Consider the following 22,341-nt stretch of genomic DNA (forward strand, 5'->3'; position numbering starts at 1 on the left):
GTCACTCCAATATGGGGAGGCGCTGCGCAGGGGACAAGTTTGTCTCCGGCCAAGCCTTGGGAGTGTCAGCGCGGTAGCGCCTCTTCGCCATGGCGATGATCCGCCCGGCGCGCGCGGATGGCGGCGGCAACGAAATTGCGCGACAGGCCGTGGTAGAGCGGCTCCGGTGACAACAGGCGCGAGGTGACGTAACCGATCATCGACACCGCCATGATCGGCAGGACGGCGTGGTTGTTGCCCGTCATTTCCAGGATGATCACGAAGGCGGTCATCGGCGCCTGCACGACACCGGCAAAATAACCGGCCATGCCGAGCACCGCACCGAGTGCGACACTCGTTCCCATGATTTGCCCGATCGTGCTGCCGAAGCCGGCGCCGATCGACAATGACGGGGCGAAAATCCCGCCGGGAATGCCGGAGATCATGGAGAGGAAGCTGGCTGCAAACTTCTCGATGAAGAAGATCAGCGACGTCGGCTCCCCGGCCAGTGCGCCGCGCGCCTGCTCATAGCTGGTGCCGAAGGTGGTGCCACCCGAGATTACCCCGATCAGCGCCACCCCGAGCCCGCATGCACCGGCGAACAGCACCATGCGCTTGACAGGCGCCGGCTGCGCCCAGCGGCGGATCCGCAAGCCCAGATGGAGCGCCAATCCGCTGAAGACGGCGCCCAGCGCACCGCCGCCAATGCCGCAGATCGGCACGAGCGCCCAGTCACGCACCGAGACGGGCACGGCCGAGGTCGAGCCAAAATAATGATAGCTGCCGGCAAGGCCGAGCGCTGCAAGGCCTGACAGGATGACCGCCGTCAGCACGATGCCGTTGGCCCGGCTCTCATAGGCACGGCTCATCTCCTCGATGGCAAAGACGATGCCGGCAAGTGGCGTGTTGAAGGCTGCAGCGATCCCGGCGGCGGATCCAGCAAGGATCAGCCCCCGCGCCTGGGCCATACCCCCGAAACGGGCAGCCGCCAGCATGAAGGAAGCGCCAACCTGCACGGTCGGCCCCTCGCGCCCGATCGAAGCCCCGGTGAAGAGGCCGAGCGTCGTCAGAGCGATCTTGCCGACGGCAATCTTGAGAGACAGGAGACGCGCACGGTCCTCGTCCTCGTTCAGATGCCGGGCGGCGATCGCCTGCGGAATGCCGCTGCCCTGGGAGTTGGGGAAATAGGTCATGGCAAGCCAGGAGCACGCGATGAAGCCGAGTGGAGTGACCAGAAGCGGCAGCAGGAAATTCCACTCGCCTGCCACGGTCATATGCTGGAAGGTTTCCTGTGCAAAATCCGCGATCCAGGCAAAGCCCACGCTGGTGACGCCGATGGCGATAGCACCTGTCCAGAACACCAGACGCGGCCGCCAGAGTCCGAGCGACCCGCGAAACACCCTCGACCGCCGGACGAGCTTCGACTTGCTGTAGGATTTCTGCATCTTCTCCACCGGTGCCAATCCGATCGAGGCCGCTTATCGACCCCCTGACCGCGAGACGCAAGCACCGACCGCCTTTTTGCAGGAAAGGAAAGAACACGGCGCGTGCCACCTGTGGCGATTCGGCCCGGGACACTGGTCCGGGTCACTTGCGGCGCAGCGGGGCTGCAGGCTAGGATCGGCGCAATCGAACCCCTCGAGGAAGTCCATGCGAATTCACAGCGCTCTTGCCGCAGTCCTGATCCTGGGCGCGAGCGTCGTTTCAGGGTGCACGACGACCGAAGACGCCAACCGAGCGCTGCAGTCCCGCTGGATCGGCCAGCCCGTCGAGCGCTTCTTTGCAGCCTATGGCCCGCCGATCGATGAGTACCCGCTCTCTTCGGGCAAGATCTACACCTGGCGCGGCGGCGACAAGACGCGATACATCCCACCCGTCTACACCCGATACGAACCGGCCCGCACCATCGTGCGCACCGAAACCCGCCAGGACGGCTCGGGCCAGACCGTCACCCAGACCCGCGTGATCACCCGCGACCCCTTCTGGGAGCCGGAACTGATCACGCCCGGACGCTACGAGCAGCTGTTCTGCGAATTGCAGATCAACACGGACAAGGGCGGGGTGATTTCCACGATCCGCGCCAGCAACGACACCACCGGCAACGGCTTGAGCCTGTCCCGCTGCGCGGAAATTCTCGGTGTGGAGAAACAATGAACGAAGAAAAGTGACGGGTGCCACTCTCCTGTGCCCTGTCCTTTCCGCGTCATGGCCTGCCGCTGACACCATCACCCATTCAGGCCATTCGGCATAGGCTGATCCCAAGCTTTCCCGTGGACATCCGCGGACGGGTTACGTTAGGTTGAGCAATGGTTTAAGGGGACGATTGGCGGGACCGAATTCCGGCCGCCTTGAGTTGACCAAATAGAGGGACGAATAAGACATGTTGAAGCGCCTTTCATTCACCGCTGCCCTGATGACGATGGCAGCAAGCCCAGCCTTTGCCCATCTTGATCCGGCAGCCCACGGCTCGCTGATGGCCGGCATTTCGCATCCGCTCTTCGGCGCCGACCACATCCTGGCCATGGTCGCCGTGGGTATCTGGGCAAGCCAGATCGGCGGTCGCGCGTTCTGGGCCGTGCCAGCAGCCTTCGTCTCGATGATGGCCGTCGGCTTTGGCCTGTCTGTCGCCGGCGTATCCCTGCCCTTCGTCGAGCCGGCAATCCTCGCTTCCGTGATCGGTCTCGGTCTGCTGGTGGCTGCCGCCGTCCGTCTGCCGGTCGCAGCCTCTGCTGCCGTTGTCGGCATGTTCGCCCTCTTCCATGGCCATGCCCATGGTGGCGAGCTCGGCTCCGCGGGTGCGCTGTCCTTCGGCCTCGGCTTCCTCGTCGCAACCGCCGCCCTGCACGGTGCTGGCGTGGCCCTCGGCCTCGGCGTCACCCGGCTTGGCCCGACGGTTGCCCGCGTGCTTGGCCTTGCCACCGTCGTCGGCGGCGCCGCAATCGCCTTCGGCTGATCCAGCCTCCATTCGATCTTGCAAACGGCGGCTCTCGGGCCGCCGTTTTTCTGTGCGCGACGTCTTGGGGATCCGGTCTCAGCCGCGGCCGCGATAGGTCGCCACACCCTGCTCCGGCAGCCACACACCCTTGGGCGCCTCGCCCGTCTGCCAGAAGACGTCGATCGGGATCCCGCCGCGCGGATACCAGTAGGCGCCGATGCGAAGCCACTTCGGATCGAGCAGTTCGACGATGCGCTTGGCGATATAGACCGAGCAGTCCTCGTGGAAGGCGCCGTGATTGCGGAAGGCAAAGAGGAAGAGTTTCAGCGACTTCGATTCCACCAGCCAGTCACCGGGAATGTAGTCGATGACGATATGGGCGAAATCCGGCTGGCCGGTCATCGGACAGAGCGAGGTGAATTCGGGCGCCGTGAAGCGCACGACATAATCGGTGCCGGCATTGCCATTCGGTACCCGCTCCAGAACGGCTGTTTCGGGGCTGGTGGGGGCATCTACGGACTGGCCGAGCTGGGTCAGCCCGGACGTATCGGTCTTGCTCATGAATTTTGTCCTTTCATCATGTCTCAGAGTTCGACGCCGGCGCCATGCGCCATTTCGTTCTCCGGCTCGACGTGAATGGTGACGCGCGTGCCGGGCAAGGCCCTGTGCAGGGCCAATTCCAGCCGATCGCAGATCACATGAGCGTCGCGCACCGTCATGCCTTCCGGCACCACGAGGTCGAAGGCAACGAAGGTGGCAGCCCCGGCGCGGCGCGAGCGCAAATAGTGCACGCCGAGCGAGCCTTGCGAATTCTCCTTGATCGCCTGGCGAATTGCTTCCGCCTCCTGCGGCGACACAGCGACATCCATCAGCCCGGCCACCGACTGCGCGATGACCTTCCAGCCCTGCCAGATGATGTTGAGGGCAACCAGGATGGCGAGAACCGGATCGAGGATGGCATAGCCCGTCGCCAGGGCCAGCAGAAGGCCGATGATCACGCCGATCGAGGTGACCACATCGGACATGATGTGCTGGCCATCAGCCGACAGCGCCGGCGAGCGATGGCTGCGCCCCACCCGGATCAAGAGCGTCGCCCAGGCGGCATTGAGGACCGCTGCAAACGTGTTGATCGCCAGCCCCAGGACCGGTGCTTCCGGCAGCGAGGGGTTCTGCAGCGCCGGCACCGCCTCGCGGATGATCAGAAGTGCCGCGATCACGATCAGCACGCCCTCGAGGACCGCCGACAGATACTCCGCCTTGTGATGGCCGTAGGGATGGTCGTCGTCAGCCGGCTTTTGCGCATAGCGGATGACGAAATAGGCGATGAAGGCAGCAATGACGTTGACGGTCGATTCCAGTCCGTCCGAGAGCAGCGCCACCGATCCGGTCACCCACCAGGCGAGAAGCTTGAGCCCCATGACACCGAAGGCGAGCGGGATGCCCCAGAAGGCAATCCGCCGAACCAGATTGTTCTCATCAGCCGCCATGGCCTTCTTCCCTGCAGATGCGAGTGAATTGCAGACGCAATTCCAGAAACGACAAAACCGCCCGGCAATGCGGGCGGTTCGGTTGGATGTCGGCAGTGTAATGGCGAAGGGATGAGGCGAGGTCAAGGCGGGATATGGGTGTGTGCACAGGTGCGCATGCCCGTCAGATCCCAGGAAGTCCCGGTCGGATCGCAGTCAGCCATGCAGATCCGTGCCGTCCACGGTCCTGACGTCACCTGCGCCGACCAGCCACGTCCGTATTCTTGACCCTCAGGCCGCCTTGACCTTCTTCCGCTTCGCCAGCTTCTCCACGACGTTTTCGATCATCCGCATGCCGGCGTCACCGCCAAGTGTCATGATCGATTCCGGGTGGAACTGGACGGCGGCAACCGGTTCCTTCGCGTGTTCGATGCCCATGACCGTCCCGTCCTCGCTTTCCGCCGTGATGATGAAATCACGCGGCAAGGTCGAAGGGTCGGCGAAGATCGAGTGGTAACGGCCGACGGTCACTTCCTTGCCCAAGCCCTCGAAGACGAGGCCAGCTTCGAGCACGCGGATGCGCGACGGCTTGCCGTGCATGGGAACGGCGAGCTGGCGCAACTCCCCGCCATAGGCTTCCGCCAGCGCCTGAAGGCCGAGGCAAACGCCGAAGATCGGAAGCTCACGGGCGCGGGCCTTCTTGATCGTTGCCTTGCAGTCGAAATCTGCCGGTGAACCGGGGCCGGGCGACAGCACCACGAGATCCGGATTGAGCCGGTCGAAGATCTCCTCCGGCACCGGCGTTCGCACGGTGTTCACCGTGGCGCCTGTCTGGCGGAAATAGTTGGCGAGCGTGTGGACGAAGCTGTCCTCGTGATCAACGAGCAGGATGTTGACGCCCTGGCCGACGCTCGCAACACCGCGCTTGGATTTTTGGTCGGACGTGGCGTCGCGGATGGCAGCAATCATGGCGGAGGCCTTCAGTTCGGTTTCGGCTTCTTCCTCATGCGGGTCGCTGTCGTTCAGAAGCGTGGCTCCGGCGCGCACTTCGGCGATGCCGTCCTTGATGCGCACGGTTCTGAGTGTCAGGCCCGTGTTCATGTCGCCGTTGAAGCCGACCATGCCGATTGCCCCGCCATACCAGGCGCGCGGGCTCTTCTCGTGCTTTTCGATGAAACGCATGGCCCAGAGCTTGGGCGCGCCGGTGACCGTGACCGCCCAGGCGTGGCTGAGGAAACCGTCAAAGGCGTCCATGCCGTCCCGCAGCCGTCCTTCGATGTGATCCACCGTATGGATAAGACGCGAATACATTTCGATCTGGCGGCGGCCGATGACCTTGACCGAACCCGGCTCGCAGACGCGAGACTTGTCGTTGCGGTCGACGTCGGAGCACATGGTGAGTTCGCTCTCGTCCTTCTTGGAGTTCAAGAGCTTCAGGATCTGCGCCGAATCCTCGATCGGGTCGGCCCCGCGCTTGATCGTGCCCGAGATCGGGCAGGTCTCGATGCGGCGGCCGTTCACGCGCACGAACATCTCCGGCGAGGCGCCGACGAGATATTCCTGGTGACCGAGATTGATGAAGAAGGAATAGGGCGACGGATTGATTTCCTTCAGCCGCTTGGAGATCTGCGACGGCTTCGAGTCACAGCGCTCCATGAACTTCTGGCCGGGAACCACTTCGAACAGGTCACCCTTGCGAAAGCTCTCCTTGGCCTTGGTGACCAGATCGGCATATTCGCCGGGCCGATGATCGCCGCGCGGCGGGATTGTGTCGGTATGCCGGAAGGGCTCAGCCTGGATCTCTTCCGATTGACCGACCGTCGTCACCTCGCCCTTGGTAAAGTCGTAACGGTCGATCCAGGCCTTGGCCGAGTAATGATCGACGACGAGGATCTCGTCGGGCAGGAAGAGGACCATGTCGCGCTGGTCGTCGGGACGGGCAAGCTTCAGATCGATGGCGTCGAACTGGAAGGCGAGATCATAGCCGAAGGCGCCGAACAGGCCGATGGCGGCATCTTCTTCCGAATGGAACAGTGCTGTGACGGCGCGCAACACCGTGAAGACCGTCGGCATCTTCGAGCGTTCTTCTTCGGTGAAGACGCGCGAGGGAAGCTTGACGTCGAGATCGAGACGCGTGGCGGTCTGTTCGCCCAGCGCAAGGTCCTCGACGGAGGCCAAGGCCTCGGCGATCATGGTGAGCAGTGCCTCGCCGCGGCCGTTATAGGCCTCGATCCAGACCTTGCGACCGAAGGAGGAAATGCCGAGCGGCGGATCGACGATCGCCGTGTCCCAGCGGGTATAGCGGCCGGGATATTCATAATTGGACGAGAAGACCGCGCCGCGCCGCTCGTCGAGCTTGTCGACATAGCTGGAGATCGCGTCGGCATAGGATGTCGGCCGACGCCTGCGCGTGACGGTCACACCGCCGCGCGTCTGATAGGCTTCCGAGCCGTCTTCCTGCAAAATCGTCGACATGTCTGTCCTTCTCCATTCTTCAAGGCCCGTCTCCGGGGCGCCTTGAATACAAAAAAGCCGCCTCAGAAGTGTTTCCGGGCGGCTTTGGGGTCAATCGTCAAAAAGACATGACTGGTCAAGGCCGCGTCAGCGTGCCCACCACCAAGCAATGTTCTTCGATGCGATCTTCATGGCGAAATGCATAACGCGCAGGCCGCGCCTTAGCAAGGGCGTTTTGCCCGGCACGCGTCATGAACTTTTCGACCGTTCGCGGCTTATCGATCAGGGGGACCGGAGAGATGGAGGCGAGATGAAGAAGATGAAATTGCCGATGGCCATCGGCCTGCTTCTCGCCTGGCCGATTGCGACAGGGCTGACACTTCCCCTGCGCGGGCCATTGCCGAAATCACGCCCGGCAGTGACCGCGCCGGCCCCAGAGACGAACACGGTCATGTCTTCGCAAGGCACTGCAGGCAGGGCCGCGGCGGGTATTGCCATCCCGCAGAACAAGCCGACACCGCCTGTGGCGAAACAAAGTACCACGAGGGAAGAGCCTGAAGCGCCTTCCAGCGCAGCCGAGGCGACGGATACCGGGCCCACCGCAGACCCGCAGCACCAGGAGGCCCCGCTTGAAACCGGGGGTGTGGCCAAGGATGACGCACCGGGTGATGGCAAGGCAACCGACGCGGAACCGGCAAAGCAGACCGTGCCTGCCGACCCGCCGCCGCCGGCTGAGGAACCGGAGGCGCTGGCTGCCTGCCTTGCCGATCTGCGCGCCATCGGCGCAAGCTTCGAGACCCAACCCGCCATCGACGGCGACACCGGTTGCGGCATGGCCGCCCCCATCGTCCTGAAGACGCTTCTGCCCGACGTCACCCTCGAGCCGGAGGCCACCCTCCGCTGCGAGACCGCCCTGCAGCTCGCACGCATGACCCGGGACATGCTGAAACCCGCAGCAGAAGCCGCCTTTCCCGACAAAAAGGCCCTCACCGGCATCCGCCATGCTTCGGGCTATGTCTGCCGCAATCGCAACGGCGCAGAGACAGGCAAGGTCTCCGAACATGCCTATGGAAATGCAATCGACATCGCGGCCCTGCGCTTCGGCGACGAGGAAATGCCTGTCCTGATCGCGCGCCAGGACGACGGCACGGCGGAGGCCGCCTTCCAGCGCGCCTTCAACGCCATTGCCTGCCTGTATTTCACCACCGTGCTTTCGCCGGGCAGCGACGCGACGCATCAGGATCACATGCATCTGGACGTGATCGAGCGGAAGAGCGGGTTCCGGTATTGCCGGTAAACGAAAAAAGCGGCGCCCCCCGTTGGACGCCGCCGCAGGCGGTGGACTATGACATTGGCTTAGAAGGTCTTCGTGATCGAGATCTTGAAGTGCCGGCCGGGCTCGGAATAGAAGGCCAGCGGCTGGTTGGTATTGGAGTTCGACGGTGTCGACGTGCTCAGATCGCGATAGGCAACGCCATCCCAATACTGCTTGTCAAAGATGTTGTAGATGCCAGCTTGGATACGCAGGCCCTCGACCTGCTTCGGTTCCCACCAGGCCGTGAGGTTGGCAACTCCGTAGCCCGGCGCATTGAACACATTGGCAGTTGAGGTTTCCCGCATGGCGCTGCCGAAAATGCCAGTCAGGTCAGCACCCCAGCTCTCCGCACTATAGCCGATGCCGGTGATGGCGCGGAAAGGCACGACGGTGCGAACATATTCGTCCTCGTCCACATCCTTCGCGCTTGTATAGGTAAGCGAGCCGCTGACATGGAAGCCATTGGCGAACTCATGGGCGCCGCCGATTTCGACGCCCGCAATGCGCACATGGCTTCGATTGTAGTATTCGGTATAGCTGGAATAGCTCCCCACCGGCCCGATATCACGGCTGTCGATGAAATTGCGGTAATCGTTGTAGAAGCCGACGACGCGCAGCTTGCTTGCGCCGCTGTCATAATCGGCACCAAGTTCGAAGCCTGTGCCCGTTTCCTCCTTGAGATCAGGATTGCCAGCGACAGCATAGGTCGTGGGACCGCCTTGGCCCGTGTAAAGCAGATAAAGCTCGTCCACGGTCGGAGCGCGATAGGCCATCGAGACCTGGCCGAACACCTGGAGATCCGGCGAGACATCATAGCCGACGAGCAGTTTCGGCGAGAAGCGGTTGCCGCTGCGCCCATCCGGAAGCCCCGCATAGCCGGGATTGCTTTCATAACCATCGCTGGCCTTCGGATTGTAGTCGAACCAGTCGAACGACAGACCTGGCGTCACGAAGAAGGCGGAGTCGCGCAGGCGCATTTCGTCATCGACCCGGACGGACAGACGGCTGCCGGTGACGTCGGGCATGTCGGACTGGTCGGCATGGAGCGAGTTGCATGCGGCGCCGACATAGGTGCCGGCAATGCAGCCATCCATGCCATCGGTGAAGGATTGCGTCCAGAAATAGGAATAGCTGCCGGCGATGGTGAGCTTGTGGTTCAGGTCGCCGGTGTCGAAGTCCTTGCCGAGCTCGCCGCTCAGGCCGAGGGATTCCTCCTCCAGCGCGTTGTTGCGGTACCAGTAGCCGGTCGGGTTGGCGAGACGCGTCCCCTCATTGCCAGCCTCGCGCTGGACCTTCTGCCAGTAGAGTGTCGACTGAACGGTGTCGAAGAACCCGGTGCCGGCATAGTCATAGTCTAGCGACACACGGTCACGCCGGCTATCCTCGAAGCCGACGAGCCCGTTGTAGCCACGCGACGATGTTGTGCCCCCGGCAATCGTTTCAAGGTCGGTGTCCAGGTCGCGATTGTAGTGCTCGGCGGTGACGCCGATTCGATGGCCACCTTCCAGTTCCTGGCGCAGCTTGAACAACAGGTTGCGTTCCGTGAAGTCGGCTGGATTGGCTTCGCTCCTGAGATAGCCGATGCCCCCGGCATCTCCGGTGCTCTCCGTTTCGTGGCCCTTGGTATAGCCTCCCTGCAACAAGGCGCTCGTATTTCCGGAGCGGCCGGCAACCGCCAGGCTTCCACCGAGCGAGCGGTTGGAGCTGTCATAGGTGGATTTGGCAATCGCACCCCAGTTGCGGCCCTCGCGGATGAGGTCTTCCGGTTCCAGCGTGCGCAGGACCACCGCGCCACCCAGAGCGCCCGAGCCAGCACGGCTCGAATCCGCACCCTTCACGATATCGACCGAGGATAGGGCATTGAAGGAAAATGTCGTTGCCCCGCCATTCGCATTGGTCGAGGTGGAGGGTCCACCAGCGCGGGCGGAATTCGACAGATAGGGGATCGGAATACCATCAACCAGTGTGGTGACGCGGTTGCCATCCATCCCACGGATGACGAAGCCCTTGTCCGTCGACGAGTACTGGACACCGGTATCGATCTGCTTGAGATCGGAAACGGAGTTCACTTCCTTCCTGCGCAGTTCCTCGGCCGTCGTCTGGGTCGCCAGCGGCGTATCCGCCACCGATCCGGCCGGAACGCGTTTGCCCTTGACCACGATCGTCTCCAACTGCGTCTCGTCCTGGCTTGCCGTCGTGGCGTCCTGGGCATGTGCGGGGAGAATGGCGGAGACTGCCACGAGCGCTGTGCAAGCGAGCAGGAGGGGGCGGAGAGGCCGGGAGCCCATGCGAATATCCTTTCAAAAGGCCAGGAACCAACGATCCCGCACCCCGAAACTGGGTGCAGGCTGGCCGAACGTGATTGCGTCAAAACCGGGGCGGCGATGAATTTTCGCCGCAATCACGCCGTATAAAACATGATCGGATGAGTCAACATATAAATCATGATTCATTTTATCATGATTTGTGATCGCCATCACCGTGATGAAAATATCACGCTCGAACGATGAAGGCCGCGGCGGCTAGAACAGCCCCTCGATCGCGCCCGTGCCGTCGAGGCGGATCTTTTCCGACGATGGCACGCGTGGAAGCCCGGGCATGGTCATGATTTCGCCGGTGATTGCGACGACGAAGCCGGCGCCGGCGGATAGCCTGACTTCACGGACATGCACGGCATGCCCCTCCGGCGCGCCGCGCAGGCTCGGATCGGTGGAGAAGGAATATTGCGTCTTCGCCATGCAGACCGGCAGATTGCCATAGCCCTGACGCTCCCAATCGACGAGCTGGTCACGCACCGCCTTTTCGGCCGTCACCTCCCCTGCCCGGTAGATTTCGGTCGCGATCCGCTCGATCTTGGAGAAGAGCGGCATGGCATCCGGATAGAGCGGCCGAAATTGCGAGGGCGTTTCGGCAATCCGGACCACGGCTTCGGCAAGCGCGGTGATCCCGGCAGAGCCGTCGGCCCAATGCCGACACAGCACCGCTTCGGCGCCGAACCCGGTCGCGACCGCCTTGACGGCAGCGACTTCGGCCTCGGTGTCGCTGGTGAAATGGTTGATCGCGACAACGGCCGGTACGCCGAACTTGGCAAGGTTTTCGAGATGCCGCGCAAGATTGATCGCACCCCGTTCGACGGCTGCGACATCCTCGCGTCCGAGATCCTCCTTGCCCACGCCGCCATTCATCTTCAACGCCCTGATCGTTGCGACAATGACCACGGCGGACGGGGAAAGACCCGCCTTGCGGCATTTGATGTCGAAGAACTTTTCCGCGCCCAGATCCGCTCCGAAACCGGCTTCGGTGACGACATAATCGCCAAGCTTCAGCGCCGTCTTGGTCGCGACGACCGAATTGCAGCCATGGGCGATATTGGCGAAGGGGCCGCCATGCACGAGGGCCGGGTTGTTTTCCAGCGTCTGGACGAGATTGGGCTGCATCGCTTCTTTCAGCAGCACCGCCATGGCGCCGTCGGCCTTCAGATCGCGCGCGAAGACGGGCGTCTTGTCACGCCGATAGCCGATGATGATTGCGCCCAGCCGCCGCTCCAGATCTTCCAGGTCGGTTGCGAGGCACAAGATTGCCATGACCTCCGAGGCGACCGTGATGTCGAAGCCGGCCTCGCGCGGATATCCGTTCGAGGCACCGCCAAGCGAAGTGACAACCTGGCGCAGCGCCCGGTCGTTCATGTCCAGCACACGCCGCCAGGTGATCCGGCGCGTGTCGATATTCAGCTCGTTGCCCCAGTAGATGTGGTTGTCGATCAGCGCCGAAAGCAGATTATGGGCCGAAGTGATGGCATGGAAATCACCGGTGAAATGGAGGTTGATGTCCTCCATCGGCACGACCTGGGCATAACCACCGCCGGCCGCCCCGCCCTTCACCCCGAAACAGGGGCCAAGCGATGGTTCGCGAATGCAGATGATCGCTTTTTTTCCGATCCGGTTCAGGCCGTCGCCGAGCCCGACCGTCGTCGTCGTCTTGCCCTCGCCGGCCGGCGTCGGGTTGATTGCCGTCACCAGGATCAGCTTGCCGTCTGGACGCTGCGACAGGCCCTTGATGAAATCGGCGGAGATCTTCGCCTTGTCGTGGCCATAGGGGATCAGGCTTTCGGTGGGAATGCCGAGCCGGACGCCGATCGCCTGTATCGGCTGTTTGGACGCCGCGCGGGCGATATCGATGTCGGATGCTACGGTCATGGTGTCCCCTCGGCGTGATTTTCGCCGAAGATCGACCCCGGCACGGCCTCTTGGCAAGTCGCAAACGCCCGAATCTTGTGCCGCAGTGCCGAAGGGGCACAAGAAAAAGGGCGGCACCCTCAAAAGGTTACCGCCCGGAGCGCCGATCGGGAGCCTGTTCCGATCGGAAGTGGGTATCGACCGCCTTAACCCTCGCCGATCGCGATCAGGCTCGCATTGCCGCCGGCAGCCGCCGTGTTGACCGAAATCACCTGCTCGACCGCAAAGCGGCTGAGATAGGCGGGGCCGCCGGCCTTGAAGCCGGTACCGGACATGCCCGAACCGCCGAAGGGCTGGGTGCCGACAACGGCGCCGATCATGTTGCGATTGACGTAGATATTGCCGGTGTCGAGTGCCTCGGTCACCGTACGGATGGTGGACTCGATGCGGCTGTGCACGCCAAGGGTCAATCCGTAGCCGGTGGCGTCGATCGAGGCGATCACCTGATCCAGCGCCTTCGCCTTCCAGCGCACGACATGCAGCACGGGACCGAAGATCTCCCGCGTCAGCGCTTCGGGTCGATCAAGCTCGACGATATGCGGGGCGAAGAAATTGCCCTTCGCGGGCACCTTCCCGGCATAGCGGACCTTCTGGCTCCGCTTCATCTCGGCGATATGGCTTTCCAGCATCGCCTTCTGCTTTTCGTCGATGACGGGACCGATGTCGGTGGTGATGTCCAGCGGATTGCCGAGGTTGAGCTCGCGTGCCGCACCTTCGATCATCTCCAGCATGCCGTCGGCAATGTCTTCCTGCAGATAGAGGATGCGCAGTGCCGAGCAGCGCTGGCCGGCCGAGCGGAAGGCGGAGAGCACCACATCGTCAGCGACCTGTTCGGCAAGCGCCGTCGCATCGACGATCATCGCGTTCAGACCGCCGGTTTCGGCGATCAGCGGCACGATCGGGCCGTCCTTGGCGGCGAGCGTCCGGTTGATAGCCTGGGCGGTCGCCGTCGACCCGGTGAAGGCAATGCCGGCAAGTTTGGGATGGGCGGCGATCGCGGCGCCGACATCGCCGGCTCCGGGCAGCAGCATCAGCACGTCTTCGGGCACGCCGGCCTTGTGGAAGAGTTTCACGGCCTCAAACGCGATCAGCGGCGTCTGCGGCGCCGGTTTGGCAACGACCGCATTGCCGGCGACCAGCGCTGCCGAGACCTGGCCGAGGAAGATGGCGAGCGGGAAATTCCACGGCGAGATGCAGGCAAACACGCCGCGGCCCCGCCAGGAGAGCCGGTTGAGTTCACCCGTCGGCCCTGGCATGACCTCGGCCTCGCCGAACTGGCGACGCGCTTCGGACGCATAATAGCGGCAGAAATCGACCGCCTCGCGGATTTCGGCGACACCGTCGTCCAGCGTCTTGCCAGCTTCGAGGGCCAGCAGCGACAGGAGACGGTCGCGATCGGCCTCCATCAGATCGGCCATCTTGTCGAGCGTTGCGGCACGCTCCGCGACGGGACGCCGTGACCAGCGGGCGAAACCCAGGCGACCGGCGGCAAAGGCGCGATCGACATCGGCGGGCGTGGCGTTGCGCACGGTCCCGACCTTGCGGGAGCGATCGGCGGGCGCAAGCACGGCCTCCTCGCTCGTCGCACCTGTCGCACCCGGGACCAAGGGACGCGCCGCGATCTCGGCAAGCGGCTGGGCGATGCTTGCCATCAGGCTTTCCAGATTGTCGCGATGGCCGAATTCGAAGCCGGCGCTGTTCCGGCGATCACCGTAGATGCCAAGCGGCATGGGGATCTGGCTGTGGCGGGCGCTCTGGCCATTGCTGACGCCAAGCTTCTCGCTCGGCCGCTCCAGGAGTGCAGTCACAGGGATATTCTTGTCGCCGGCGACAGCGACGAAGGAGGAGTTTGCCCCGTTTTCCAGGAGACGACGGACGAGATAGGCGAGCAGGTCGCGATAGCCGCCGACGGGCGCATAGATGCGGCAGGCGATGCGGTCATTGCCTGACAACAGCGTATCGTAGAGCGCCTCGCCCATCCCATGCAGCCGCTGGAACTCGAAACCGGTGCGATCGGAACCGGCAAGCTCGATGATCGTCGAGACGGTCAGGGCATTGTGGGTCGCAAACTGCGGGAAGATGCGCGCGCGCTTCTCCATCATCATGGCCGCACAATGCAGATAGGCGAGATCGGTCGCGGGCTTGCGCGTCCACACCGGATAGTCGTCGAGGCCGCGCTCCTGGGCGCGCTTCACTTCCGTATCCCAATAGGCACCCTTGACGAGGCGCACCATCATGCGGCGGCCATATTGCTGGCAGAGACCGTCGATGAAGTCGATCACCTGCGGCGACCGCTTCTGATAAGCCTGGATGGCGAGGCCAAATCCGTCCCAGCCGGCAAGCGAGGGATCTGCGAAGACCGCGGCGATCACATCGAGCGAAAGCTCGAGGCGGTCGGCCTCCTCGGCATCGACGGTGAAGTTGAGCTGATGGGCCTTCGCCATCTGCGCCAGCTTCAGGAGATCAGGCACCAGTTCGCGCATGACGCGGTCGCGATGCGTGGCGAGATAACGCGGATGCAGCGCCGAGAGCTTGACGGAAATGCCCATGCGGTTCGGCAGCTGCTGGCTCTTGCCGTGTTTGGCCATATGCCGGCCGATCGCCTCGATGGCGCCGGCATAGGACTGGAAATAGCGCTTGGCGTCTTCGGCCGTGCGGGCGCCCTCGCCCAGCATGTCGAAGGAATGGCGATAGCCGCGCTCTTCGCTCTTGGCGGCACGGGACAGCGCATCCTTGATGGTTTCGCCAAGCACGAAATGATGACCGAGGAAGCGCATCGCCTGCTTGGTGGCGGAGCGCACGGTCGGCAGGCCGAGACGCTTGACCAGGCCGCGCATCACACCCTCGGGCGTTTCGCCGGGACGAATGACGCGGGCAGACATTCCGAGCGCCCAGGCCGAGGCCGAGACGAACCAGCTGTCGCCATGCGCCTCATGTTCGCTCCAGCCGCCCTCCTTCAGCTTATCCTCGATCAGACGGTCCTGGGTGAGCGCGTCGGGCACGCGCAGCAATGCTTCGGCCAGAACCATCAAGGCCAGACCTTCGCGCGTCGACAAGCCGTACTCGCGCAAGAAGTCCTCGACGCCACCGATCGAGCCGGAATTGTCCCGGATCGCTTCGATATAGGTCGCGGCGCGGCGGTCGATCGCGGCATTCTGGCTTTCGGACAGGGAAAGCCGTGCGGCAAAGCTGCGAATGAGCTGGTCGTCGTCGCCGGCATAGGGGGCTTCGAAGCGCGGGAAATCGGTCGTGGCTGGCTTGATCATTGTCACCTCCGTGGTATTCGCAACATATCTCCTGATATGACGCATTTCCCGCTATTCTTTTGGCACTTTTCTGGTTTAATCACTGCCAGAACGGAGATTGATAGAGAATGAGCAAGGAAATCGACCGCCTCGACCGTAAGATCCTTCGCGCACTCCAGGCCGAGGGCCGGCTGACCAATATCGAGCTTGCCGAGCGGGTGAACCTGTCTCCGACGGCCACCGCCGAGCGGGTGCGCCGTTTGACGCGTGAAGGCTACATCACCGGCTATATGGCCATGCTGTCCCCTCAGAAACTCGGCCGAAACCTGCTCGTCTTCATCGAGGTGAAGCTGGACCGCACCACGGCCGACGTCTTCGACACCTTCGCAGCCGCCGTGAAGCGGTCAGACGATGTCATGGAATGTCACATGGTGGCAGGTGGTTTCGACTACCTCGTCAAGGCCCGGGTCGCCGGCATGGAGGCTTATCGGCAGTTCCTCTCGGAAGTGATCCTGCCCCTGCCCGGTGTGCGCGAAACGCACACTTACGCCGTCATGGAAGAGGTCAAGGCCGTGTCCGCCCTCCCCGTGTGAAGATCGCGATAACGGGCCATTGCCATTTTGACTGGCACCGGTGAGAAATTAGTCATATTAATGGCGACAACCCCGAAAAACTGCTAGCTTTTCGCCCGGGCTGATATATTGAACATAAACCTAGCCTTGGTTGTCAACTTTCGAAATTGATAAAATGTTGTCAGAACGACAGACGCTCTTGAGCAAGGATATCGGGAGCAGTCAGAGCCGCAGCGAGCTTATGGAAGGCTGGCGAAACGCGGCGCGCGAATACGGTCTCGATCACGTCACGCTGTCAGCGGCACCGACGGCGCAAGACCGTCACATCGGTCCCCTGGTGCGCGAAACGACACTGCCGACGGAGTTCTATCGCGAATTCGATCGCCTCGAATTCCTGCGCCACTGCCCGACCATACCACATATCGCCCGCTCGATCATGCACAACACCTGGTCGCTCGGAAACGATGGCAAAACGCCCGATTTCGATTGCCCGCCAGAATTCAGCGACCTGATGCGCCGCTTCGACCTGTTGATGGGCATCATCTTCTCACTCACCTCCGTCGACGGCCATCGCTACGTTGTGCGCTACGATGGCAAGCGGTCCTCGCTAGCCCAGCCCGAGATCAACGAACTCTCCATGCTGAGCACCCAGGCTTTCGACGTGTTCGACCGTCTGCGCCGCACGGCCGGCAATACCAACGTCCTTTCGGCTCGCGAGCTCGAGGTCGTGCGCTGGACCGCCCAGGGCAAGACCTCGCTCGAGATCGGCCAGATCCTGTCGCTCTCCGACCATACGGTCAATGCCTACATGACCAATGCAATCCGCAAGCTGGATTGCGTCAACCGCACCCAGCTGGTTGCCAAGGCCATCCGGATGAAGATCATCAGCTGAGCCGACGATCAGCGAGCGCCGGAACGCCATGGCGCCCGGCAGGAAGACCACGTCCACAGTCCCCCGATCGGAAACGCCTGCCGCCGCTCCGGCAGGCCGCCCCCCCCCCGCATCTTGCCCGACAGGGTGACGGACTTTCGCCCGTGCGGATCAGCGCGGCCTGAGGCGCACTCGCCCCCCCGCCGGAACGGCCGGCAAGGGACGCGGGCACAGCGATCAGCGATCGAGAATGGACTGGATCTCGACCATGTTGGAGCGCACCCGCAGGATGTAGAAACCCATGGTGGCGAGATGGGTCGGCATGATCCAGCCGTCCTCGCTGCCATTGGAAATGATCGCTGGCTGAATACGCAGGGCCGATTGCATCTGGCGTTCCATCTCGGTCCAGATCGCCGTCAGATTGCGATCACGAATAACGCCGCTGAAATCGGCGCGCGTCGCCTGCAACAGGGCGTATTGCGCATAGAGCTGGCCATAGGAGAACCAGAAGCGATCATCGGCGCGCGTGTCGAACCAGCCGGCATTGAACTCCTCCGAGCGGCGGCGCAGGATGTCGGACGTGTTGCCGAGATCGCTCGCCATGCCATCCAGAAGCTTCAGCAGGTTGTCCGAGCGTGTATCGAAGACCGCATCGCAGGTGCCAAGCGAGGTATTGAAACGGTTCCAGCTTTCGACAGCGGCCCGGTAGTAGCTCGGCGTCGGCGTCTTGAAGCCGAAGGGGTCGGTGCCGAAATACCAGGTGCTCTCGTCGAACTGGATATTGCCACGGGCATCCTGCAGATCGTTGTTGATGCCGGAAGTGCCGCGAACGCGGCCGAGATTGTCGGCGAGTTCGATTGCCGTACGGCGCACGACCTGGTTCACCCCGCGCTGGAACGACGCCTTGTTGTCCATAAAGGGCGTATTGTCCCAGTCGAGACCGAACAGGCCCAGCTTGTAAAGCAGCGTCGAGGAGATCCAGCTGTTCTGGTTGACGTTCTGATCGGTCAGGGCGGCATTCATGATGACGACCGCTGAATTCTGGCAACGATTGGTCTCTCCGGGAAGCGGCGAGCCTGCCGGGACCGTCCGCTCCTCGAACTTGTAGCTCTGCACGAAGGCGGGATCGAAGCCGTGCCAGATCTGCGTGCGGTAGATGAAGTGGCCATAGACGACCAGCAGCAGCACGAGAACCACCAGGATCGGTCCCTTGATGATCCAGCTGCGATCGCGATACCACCCATGGGCCGCGAGGAAGGGCCAGAGAAACCAAGCGACCACCATGCCGATACCACGACCGATCGCGGCAAAGATGCGCTGGAAGAACGCGATGATCGGGTCAAGCATGGTCATCTCCTAGTCCATAGAGGCGTTTGCGGAACGCAGCCTTGTCCTTCAGATAAGTGTCGGACAGGCGGGATACAACATAATCGCGATAAGCTTCAGGATAGCGTTCATAGGCGCGGTAGAAACCCTGCTTGTCGAAGACGAAGCGGGAGACGAAATCCTCTGCCGTCAGATGCGCGATCAGCCGGTTTGTCAGCCACTGGTCGGGATGGCTGGGCTCCGCACGCACGAGCCAGAGCCGCAGTTTCGGATCGATGTCGGCCATCCGCAGATTGCCGGTGCGGCCAAGCGTGCGCAGCGCCTCCTGGAGCATGGGATAGACCCCGCGCTCGTTGATCGCTTTTGCATTGCGATGCAGGAATGTCTGCATCCAGACGGCATCGGTGCGGCTTAGATCCGGCACCGGATCGAGAGAGGCAGCGACCGAAAGCAGTGCCATTTCCAGCCGATGGGCAAAGAGCCCAGAACTTTCCACCCAGCTCGCCCGCGGCAGTTCGAGCCGGCCGGTACGCGCGAGAAAATCGCCGACCAGGCCTGCATCATGGATCGAGATATAGCTGACCTGCCAGGGCCGTGACCGACGGAAGCCCGGCGCCTCGGGATCACAGATCACGGTGGTGATCTTCTCGTCGACGAAGACGAAGACGCCGCCGAAATGGTCGGCCCAGAAAGCGTCATGGCGGAAGACAAGCTTGTCCGGCACCAGCGTGTTCTGGCGGATGTCACCGGTCTCCTTCGCCAGCGCCACCATGCGGTTCAGCATGTCGTCATCGCGCCAGGCATCCGGGCTCGACACCAACGCATCGCAGAGCTGCCGCAACTGCCCGGCCTTGCCGAGCAGGTCTTCCGCCGAGAGGACCTTGAACTTGACCTCATTGATCGACAACAGGTCTTCCAGCGTCTTCACCTCGGACACACTGTCCTCGATCTCGCCGTAGAGCGTGTCCCGAAGCGTGATGGCATGGATGGCACGGGCATTGGCCGCGAAGAATTCGTGCATCAGGCCGGCCGTGTTGGAAAAGCTCGTATGCACGACCGGCAGACTGTCCTGCTCCGGTGTGAGGATGATGAAGCGCCTGTTGACCTTGAGCGGATCGAGATAGTCGGGATCGCCAAGCTCGGCTGCCACCTGCGGCGAGAAGCCGGTAATGTCGATGTCGAATTCGGCGAGTTTGGTCTCAGGCAGACCGAAGGCGACGAGCGCCTTGTTGTAGCGCGCGACGAGATGCGGCTCGCGGATGGGAAGCAGGCGGCCATAGATGAGTTCGGCTTCGAGGAGGCGGTTCATGCGGTATCTGTGACCTTCCTGTCCTCGTGCCGCCAGTAGAGGTCATCAAGGTCGAGCTTCAAGACATCGGCGATCGCTTTGAGTGTTGCGACACTGCCGTCCTTCTTGCCGGTTTCGATCTCGGACAGATAAGCGGTGCTGATTCCGGCAGCAGCAGCAAGGTCCTTGGCCGCCATGCCACGAAAATCGCGCCAGACGCGGATCGGGCTTTCACCTTCACCCATCCGGTTGACGTACTCGGCAGGGATCAGTTCCTCCTCGCTCGCAGCAAGTTTCCTCTCGAAATCGGCGACAGCCAGACTGTCTTCCAAATCCTCGATGCGCGCGATGAGCGCTTCGTAGTCCTTGCGGCTGAGTACGATCATCTCTTCGCCATTTGGCGTCGTAAACGATGATGCGATCGTCATCAGAGCTCTCCCTCATAGGCTTCACCGCGTGCTGCGACACGCACCACGTCAACGACGGTTCCGTCTTCACGAAAGATCACGCGCCAGTCCCCGATCCTCAGGCGATGGTAACGGCTGTCACGTAACTTTTTGACATTGTTGGCGAGGGAAGCCGGGTCGGTGGCATACTGAAGAACCTTCGACCGGATACGTCGCGCCTCGTTTGCCGGGATCCGGTTCAAGCTACGAATGGCATCCTTGCTGTAAACAACGTCCCGCACATCCTACCTCTCAACCCAGGCCACGACAACCAAATTCGCAAATAGCGAATTTCACCACATCCCCTCCCCCTTCATGCGCTCGATCTCGGCAATCGCCCGCTCGCGCTGCCGCTCCCGGCGAATGATCTCGGACACGGCTGCATCGTCCGACTTGTCGGCGTAGCGGAATTCGCTGTCGGCGTATCGGTTGATTTCCTGCAGGATCATCTCCATCGTCACAGGCCCGCGCATCTCGGAGATCATCGCCTTCTTCTCGTCGTAGCTCTTGTGGACGAAGGTTTGCGGGCTTTCGAACCAGGCATCGGGCAGTTCGACATCCATTGCCCGCATCTTGATCGCATCGGTGATGTTCTTGATCGCACGGCCGGTGAAGCGCGGTTCGGCGAGCTTGATCGCATGCAGATAGGCGCCGACATCGGCCAGGGTCTCGATTTTGCCCTCGGACGTCCCGTAGCGTTCCCAGACGGCAACCAGGCCGTCTTCCCTGGGGCGGTCGTGCTCGCCATAGGAGCGGCTGACGGCCTTCTGGATCTCCTGACCGGCGAACAACTGGTGTTCGCCAAGCGGGATGGAATGGTTCTTGCCGACCAGCAGCGAGAAGATGTCGATATAGTCCTCGCGTGTCTGCGGCCCGTCGACCAGCCAGCGGGCACCGGCGCGCTGGCGCAGCGCATCGTCGACGTTTTCAGGATAGTTGGAGAACATCCCGAAAGTGGCATTACCGCGCACCACGGTCGAGGCGCCGGCAAAGCTCTCCATCAGCACGGCCGTCACCTCGTGCTGGCCGGCGGACGCCCGGTCGTCCGAGCGCTTGGCCGTCACCTGGTCGATGTCATCGATCGTGCCGAAGCCGATGACGCGCGGGTTGAGCACGGCGTTGACGAAGCTCTTGGCATTCTGGCCCGACTTGCCCTGATAGGACGAGATCTGGTCGACGCCGAAATTCTCGTAGTGAAAGGCGTAGCCGGCCATCTGGCAGTAGTCGTTCAAGAGACCCGCCAGCATCTGGATCAGGATCGTCTTGCCCGTGCCCGGCATGCCGTCGCCGATGAAGGTGAACAGAAAACCGCCGAGATCGACGAAGGGGTTCATCTGCCGGTCGAAATCATAGGCCATCAGCATCTTGGCGAGCTTGAGCGCCTGATATTTGGCGATGTGGTTGCCGACGATCTCTTCCGGCTTCTTGAAGCTCATCGTCAGCGGCTTCGACTTTGCCCCCGGCACAGCGTCGAAACCACTGAGGGTGAAATCGTCCTGATCGACGCGGATATGGGCGTTTTCGAAGACGCCGAGATGCTCGAAGCGCGCCTTGCGGGTCAGAAGCCCGTCCAGCGCGAGATCTGCGACACCACGCACCCGGCCGATCAGCGTCGCATCGTCACCGGCACCCTGCACGGCCGTATCGATGCCAGCGATCATGCTTTTGAGCGCATCCTGCGCCGTATCGAACAGGAAATCCGGCGCACGGATGCCATCGAGCTGCTCCCCCTCGCCAGCCACTGTGGACTTCAGGTAAGCGGCGAAGGCAAAGGCCGCGACATAGGCCTGGGAGGTGAGAAGCGCCTTGAACCGGGCGGCTTCCTCGCCCTGCAGGGGCGCACTGATATTGCGGGCCTGCAAAGGCTCCAGCTCGCTCTGCCGGGCAAAAACGTCCGATATCGCAAGCGCCACCTGCACGCCGCGGCGCACGCGGTAGAGCACGGTATGCTGGGCAGGCGTCAGCAGCGGATCGGCAGTGCCGCTCGCCTGGATGGTCTTGGCAAGCTCGATCTCGCGGGTGCGCCGCACGGACCCGGTCGAGACCGTCGAGACGAAACGCCGTCCGGTACCGGCGATCGGCGCACCGGAGGTAGCCTCGCCCTGATCGAGCACCACGAACCGCGTCACGAGCCCCTGAGCGACCGCGAGATGTTTGGCGATATCGTCTTCCCGAAGCGTGGTCAGCCCTGCCGTCAGTTCACTCATGC

General features: G+C 62.6%; 17 protein-coding genes. 5 read left to right on the top strand and 12 right to left on the bottom strand.

The features are described 5' to 3' along the window. Nucleotides 1–65 precede the first annotated feature (65 nt). Entirely contained in the window at nucleotides 66–1,424 is a 1,359-nt protein-coding gene (locus QTL56_RS07930) for a chloride channel protein (protein WP_245136360.1), read from the bottom strand. Between the two features lie 205 nt (nucleotides 1,425–1,629). Here QTL56_RS07930 and QTL56_RS07935 point away from each other — a divergent pair, with 205 nt between their 5' ends. Next, complete coding sequence (locus tag QTL56_RS07935) at nucleotides 1,630–2,133, top strand: hypothetical protein (RefSeq protein ID WP_245136359.1); 504 nt, start codon at nucleotides 1,630–1,632, stop codon at nucleotides 2,131–2,133. Nucleotides 2,134–2,359: 226 nt separating this feature from the next. Next, a complete protein-coding gene (locus tag QTL56_RS07940; protein ID WP_245136358.1) occupies nucleotides 2,360–2,932 on the top strand; it encodes a HupE/UreJ family protein in 573 nt (190 codons plus the stop codon). Between the two features lie 78 nt (nucleotides 2,933–3,010). On the opposite strand, the gene queF is transcribed toward QTL56_RS07940, so the two are convergent. The 3 genes from queF to QTL56_RS07955 form a co-directional block, all read right to left on the bottom strand. Further along, a complete protein-coding gene (queF, locus tag QTL56_RS07945) occupies nucleotides 3,011–3,475 on the bottom strand; it encodes a preQ(1) synthase (RefSeq protein ID WP_245136357.1) in 465 nt (154 codons plus the stop codon). A 23-nt stretch (nucleotides 3,476–3,498) separates the two neighbouring features. Further along, complete coding sequence (locus QTL56_RS07950; RefSeq protein WP_245136356.1) at nucleotides 3,499–4,401, bottom strand: cation diffusion facilitator family transporter; 903 nt, start codon at nucleotides 4,399–4,401, stop codon at nucleotides 3,499–3,501. Nucleotides 4,402–4,671: 270 nt separating this feature from the next. Then, nucleotides 4,672–6,855, bottom strand: a complete 2,184-nt coding sequence (locus QTL56_RS07955) for an anthranilate synthase (protein ID WP_229574207.1) — start codon at nucleotides 6,853–6,855, stop codon at nucleotides 4,672–4,674. Nucleotides 6,856–7,144: 289 nt separating this feature from the next. Between QTL56_RS07955 and QTL56_RS07960 the strand changes: the two genes are divergently transcribed. Further along, a complete protein-coding gene (locus tag QTL56_RS07960) occupies nucleotides 7,145–8,131 on the top strand; it encodes an extensin-like domain-containing protein (RefSeq protein ID WP_245136355.1) in 987 nt (328 codons plus the stop codon). 59 nt (nucleotides 8,132–8,190) lie between these two features. Here QTL56_RS07960 and QTL56_RS07965 read toward each other — a convergent pair whose 3' ends face one another. The 3 genes from QTL56_RS07965 to putA form a co-directional block, all read right to left on the bottom strand. Next, a complete protein-coding gene (locus QTL56_RS07965; RefSeq protein WP_245136354.1) occupies nucleotides 8,191–10,437 on the bottom strand; it encodes a TonB-dependent hemoglobin/transferrin/lactoferrin family receptor in 2,247 nt (748 codons plus the stop codon). Nucleotides 10,438–10,671: 234 nt separating this feature from the next. Next, complete coding sequence (locus QTL56_RS07970; protein ID WP_245136353.1) at nucleotides 10,672–12,345, bottom strand: formate--tetrahydrofolate ligase; 1,674 nt, start codon at nucleotides 12,343–12,345, stop codon at nucleotides 10,672–10,674. 185 nt (nucleotides 12,346–12,530) lie between these two features. Continuing rightward, nucleotides 12,531–15,650 carry a bifunctional proline dehydrogenase/L-glutamate gamma-semialdehyde dehydrogenase PutA gene (putA, locus tag QTL56_RS07975; RefSeq protein ID WP_245136352.1) on the bottom strand — a complete coding sequence of 1,040 codons (3,120 nt, stop codon included), beginning with the start codon at nucleotides 15,648–15,650 and terminating at the stop codon, nucleotides 12,531–12,533. Between the two features lie 107 nt (nucleotides 15,651–15,757). Between putA and QTL56_RS07980 the strand changes: the two genes are divergently transcribed. Both QTL56_RS07980 and QTL56_RS07985 read left to right on the top strand, forming a co-directional pair. Then, complete coding sequence (locus QTL56_RS07980) at nucleotides 15,758–16,222, top strand: Lrp/AsnC ligand binding domain-containing protein (protein WP_112240108.1); 465 nt, start codon at nucleotides 15,758–15,760, stop codon at nucleotides 16,220–16,222. Between the two features lie 154 nt (nucleotides 16,223–16,376). Then, nucleotides 16,377–17,093 (top strand): helix-turn-helix transcriptional regulator, encoded by a 717-nt coding sequence (locus QTL56_RS07985; RefSeq protein ID WP_289393495.1) that lies wholly within the window; start codon nucleotides 16,377–16,379, stop codon nucleotides 17,091–17,093. A gap of 216 nt (nucleotides 17,094–17,309) precedes the next feature. Here the strand turns inward: QTL56_RS07985 and QTL56_RS07990 are convergent, their stop codons facing one another. The 5 genes from QTL56_RS07990 to QTL56_RS08010 are packed head-to-tail and all read right to left on the bottom strand — an operon-like array spanning nucleotide 17,310 to nucleotide 22,339. After that, complete coding sequence (locus QTL56_RS07990; RefSeq protein ID WP_245136350.1) at nucleotides 17,310–18,419, bottom strand: DUF2333 family protein; 1,110 nt, start codon at nucleotides 18,417–18,419, stop codon at nucleotides 17,310–17,312. Beyond that, the gene (locus QTL56_RS07995) at nucleotides 18,412–19,707 is read right to left on the bottom strand and encodes a DUF6638 family protein (protein WP_245136349.1); all 1,296 of its coding nucleotides are present in this window, start codon (nucleotides 19,705–19,707) and stop codon (nucleotides 18,412–18,414) included. Before QTL56_RS07995 ends, QTL56_RS07990 begins: the two co-directional genes overlap by 8 nt. Next, on the bottom strand, nucleotides 19,704–20,114 hold the full coding sequence (locus QTL56_RS08000; protein WP_245136348.1) for a helix-turn-helix domain-containing protein: 411 nt from the start codon (nucleotides 20,112–20,114) through the stop codon (nucleotides 19,704–19,706). The genes QTL56_RS07995 and QTL56_RS08000 overlap by 4 nt, the downstream gene beginning before the upstream one ends. Beyond that, entirely contained in the window at nucleotides 20,114–20,374 is a 261-nt protein-coding gene (locus tag QTL56_RS08005; protein WP_245136347.1) for a type II toxin-antitoxin system RelE family toxin, read from the bottom strand. The genes QTL56_RS08000 and QTL56_RS08005 overlap by 1 nt, the downstream gene beginning before the upstream one ends. Before the next feature lie 51 nt (nucleotides 20,375–20,425). Further along, the gene (locus QTL56_RS08010) at nucleotides 20,426–22,339 is read right to left on the bottom strand and encodes an AAA family ATPase (protein ID WP_245136346.1); all 1,914 of its coding nucleotides are present in this window, start codon (nucleotides 22,337–22,339) and stop codon (nucleotides 20,426–20,428) included. Between the last annotated feature and the right edge of the window lie 2 nt (nucleotides 22,340–22,341).

Origin of the sequence: Peteryoungia algae, assembly GCF_030369675.1 — a bacterium.
Classification (GTDB): Bacteria; Pseudomonadota; Alphaproteobacteria; order Rhizobiales; family Rhizobiaceae; genus Allorhizobium; species Allorhizobium algae.

Excerpts from the sequence above, each read along its gene's own strand:
- QTL56_RS07930 (WP_245136360.1), bottom strand. The coding sequence starts at position 1,424 with ATGCAGAAATCCTACAGCAAGTCGAAGCTCGTCCGGCGGTCGAGGGTG.
- QTL56_RS07935 (WP_245136359.1), top strand. The coding sequence starts at position 1,630 with ATGCGAATTCACAGCGCTCTTGCCGCAGTCCTGATCCTGGGCGCGAGC.
- QTL56_RS07940 (WP_245136358.1), top strand. The coding sequence starts at position 2,360 with ATGTTGAAGCGCCTTTCATTCACCGCTGCCCTGATGACGATGGCAGCA.
- queF (WP_245136357.1), bottom strand. The coding sequence starts at position 3,475 with ATGAGCAAGACCGATACGTCCGGGCTGACCCAGCTCGGCCAGTCCGTA.
- QTL56_RS07950 (WP_245136356.1), bottom strand. The coding sequence starts at position 4,401 with ATGGCGGCTGATGAGAACAATCTGGTTCGGCGGATTGCCTTCTGGGGC.
- QTL56_RS07955 (WP_229574207.1), bottom strand. The coding sequence starts at position 6,855 with ATGTCGACGATTTTGCAGGAAGACGGCTCGGAAGCCTATCAGACGCGC.
- QTL56_RS07960 (WP_245136355.1), top strand. The coding sequence starts at position 7,145 with ATGAAGAAGATGAAATTGCCGATGGCCATCGGCCTGCTTCTCGCCTGG.
- QTL56_RS07965 (WP_245136354.1), bottom strand. The coding sequence starts at position 10,437 with ATGGGCTCCCGGCCTCTCCGCCCCCTCCTGCTCGCTTGCACAGCGCTC.
- QTL56_RS07970 (WP_245136353.1), bottom strand. The coding sequence starts at position 12,345 with ATGACCGTAGCATCCGACATCGATATCGCCCGCGCGGCGTCCAAACAG.
- putA (WP_245136352.1), bottom strand. The coding sequence starts at position 15,650 with ATGATCAAGCCAGCCACGACCGATTTCCCGCGCTTCGAAGCCCCCTAT.
- QTL56_RS07980 (WP_112240108.1), top strand. The coding sequence starts at position 15,758 with ATGAGCAAGGAAATCGACCGCCTCGACCGTAAGATCCTTCGCGCACTC.
- QTL56_RS07985 (WP_289393495.1), top strand. The coding sequence starts at position 16,377 with ATGTTGTCAGAACGACAGACGCTCTTGAGCAAGGATATCGGGAGCAGT.
- QTL56_RS07990 (WP_245136350.1), bottom strand. The coding sequence starts at position 18,419 with ATGCTTGACCCGATCATCGCGTTCTTCCAGCGCATCTTTGCCGCGATC.
- QTL56_RS07995 (WP_245136349.1), bottom strand. The coding sequence starts at position 19,707 with ATGAACCGCCTCCTCGAAGCCGAACTCATCTATGGCCGCCTGCTTCCC.
- QTL56_RS08000 (WP_245136348.1), bottom strand. The coding sequence starts at position 20,114 with ATGACGATCGCATCATCGTTTACGACGCCAAATGGCGAAGAGATGATC.
- QTL56_RS08010 (WP_245136346.1), bottom strand. The coding sequence starts at position 22,339 with ATGAGTGAACTGACGGCAGGGCTGACCACGCTTCGGGAAGACGATATC.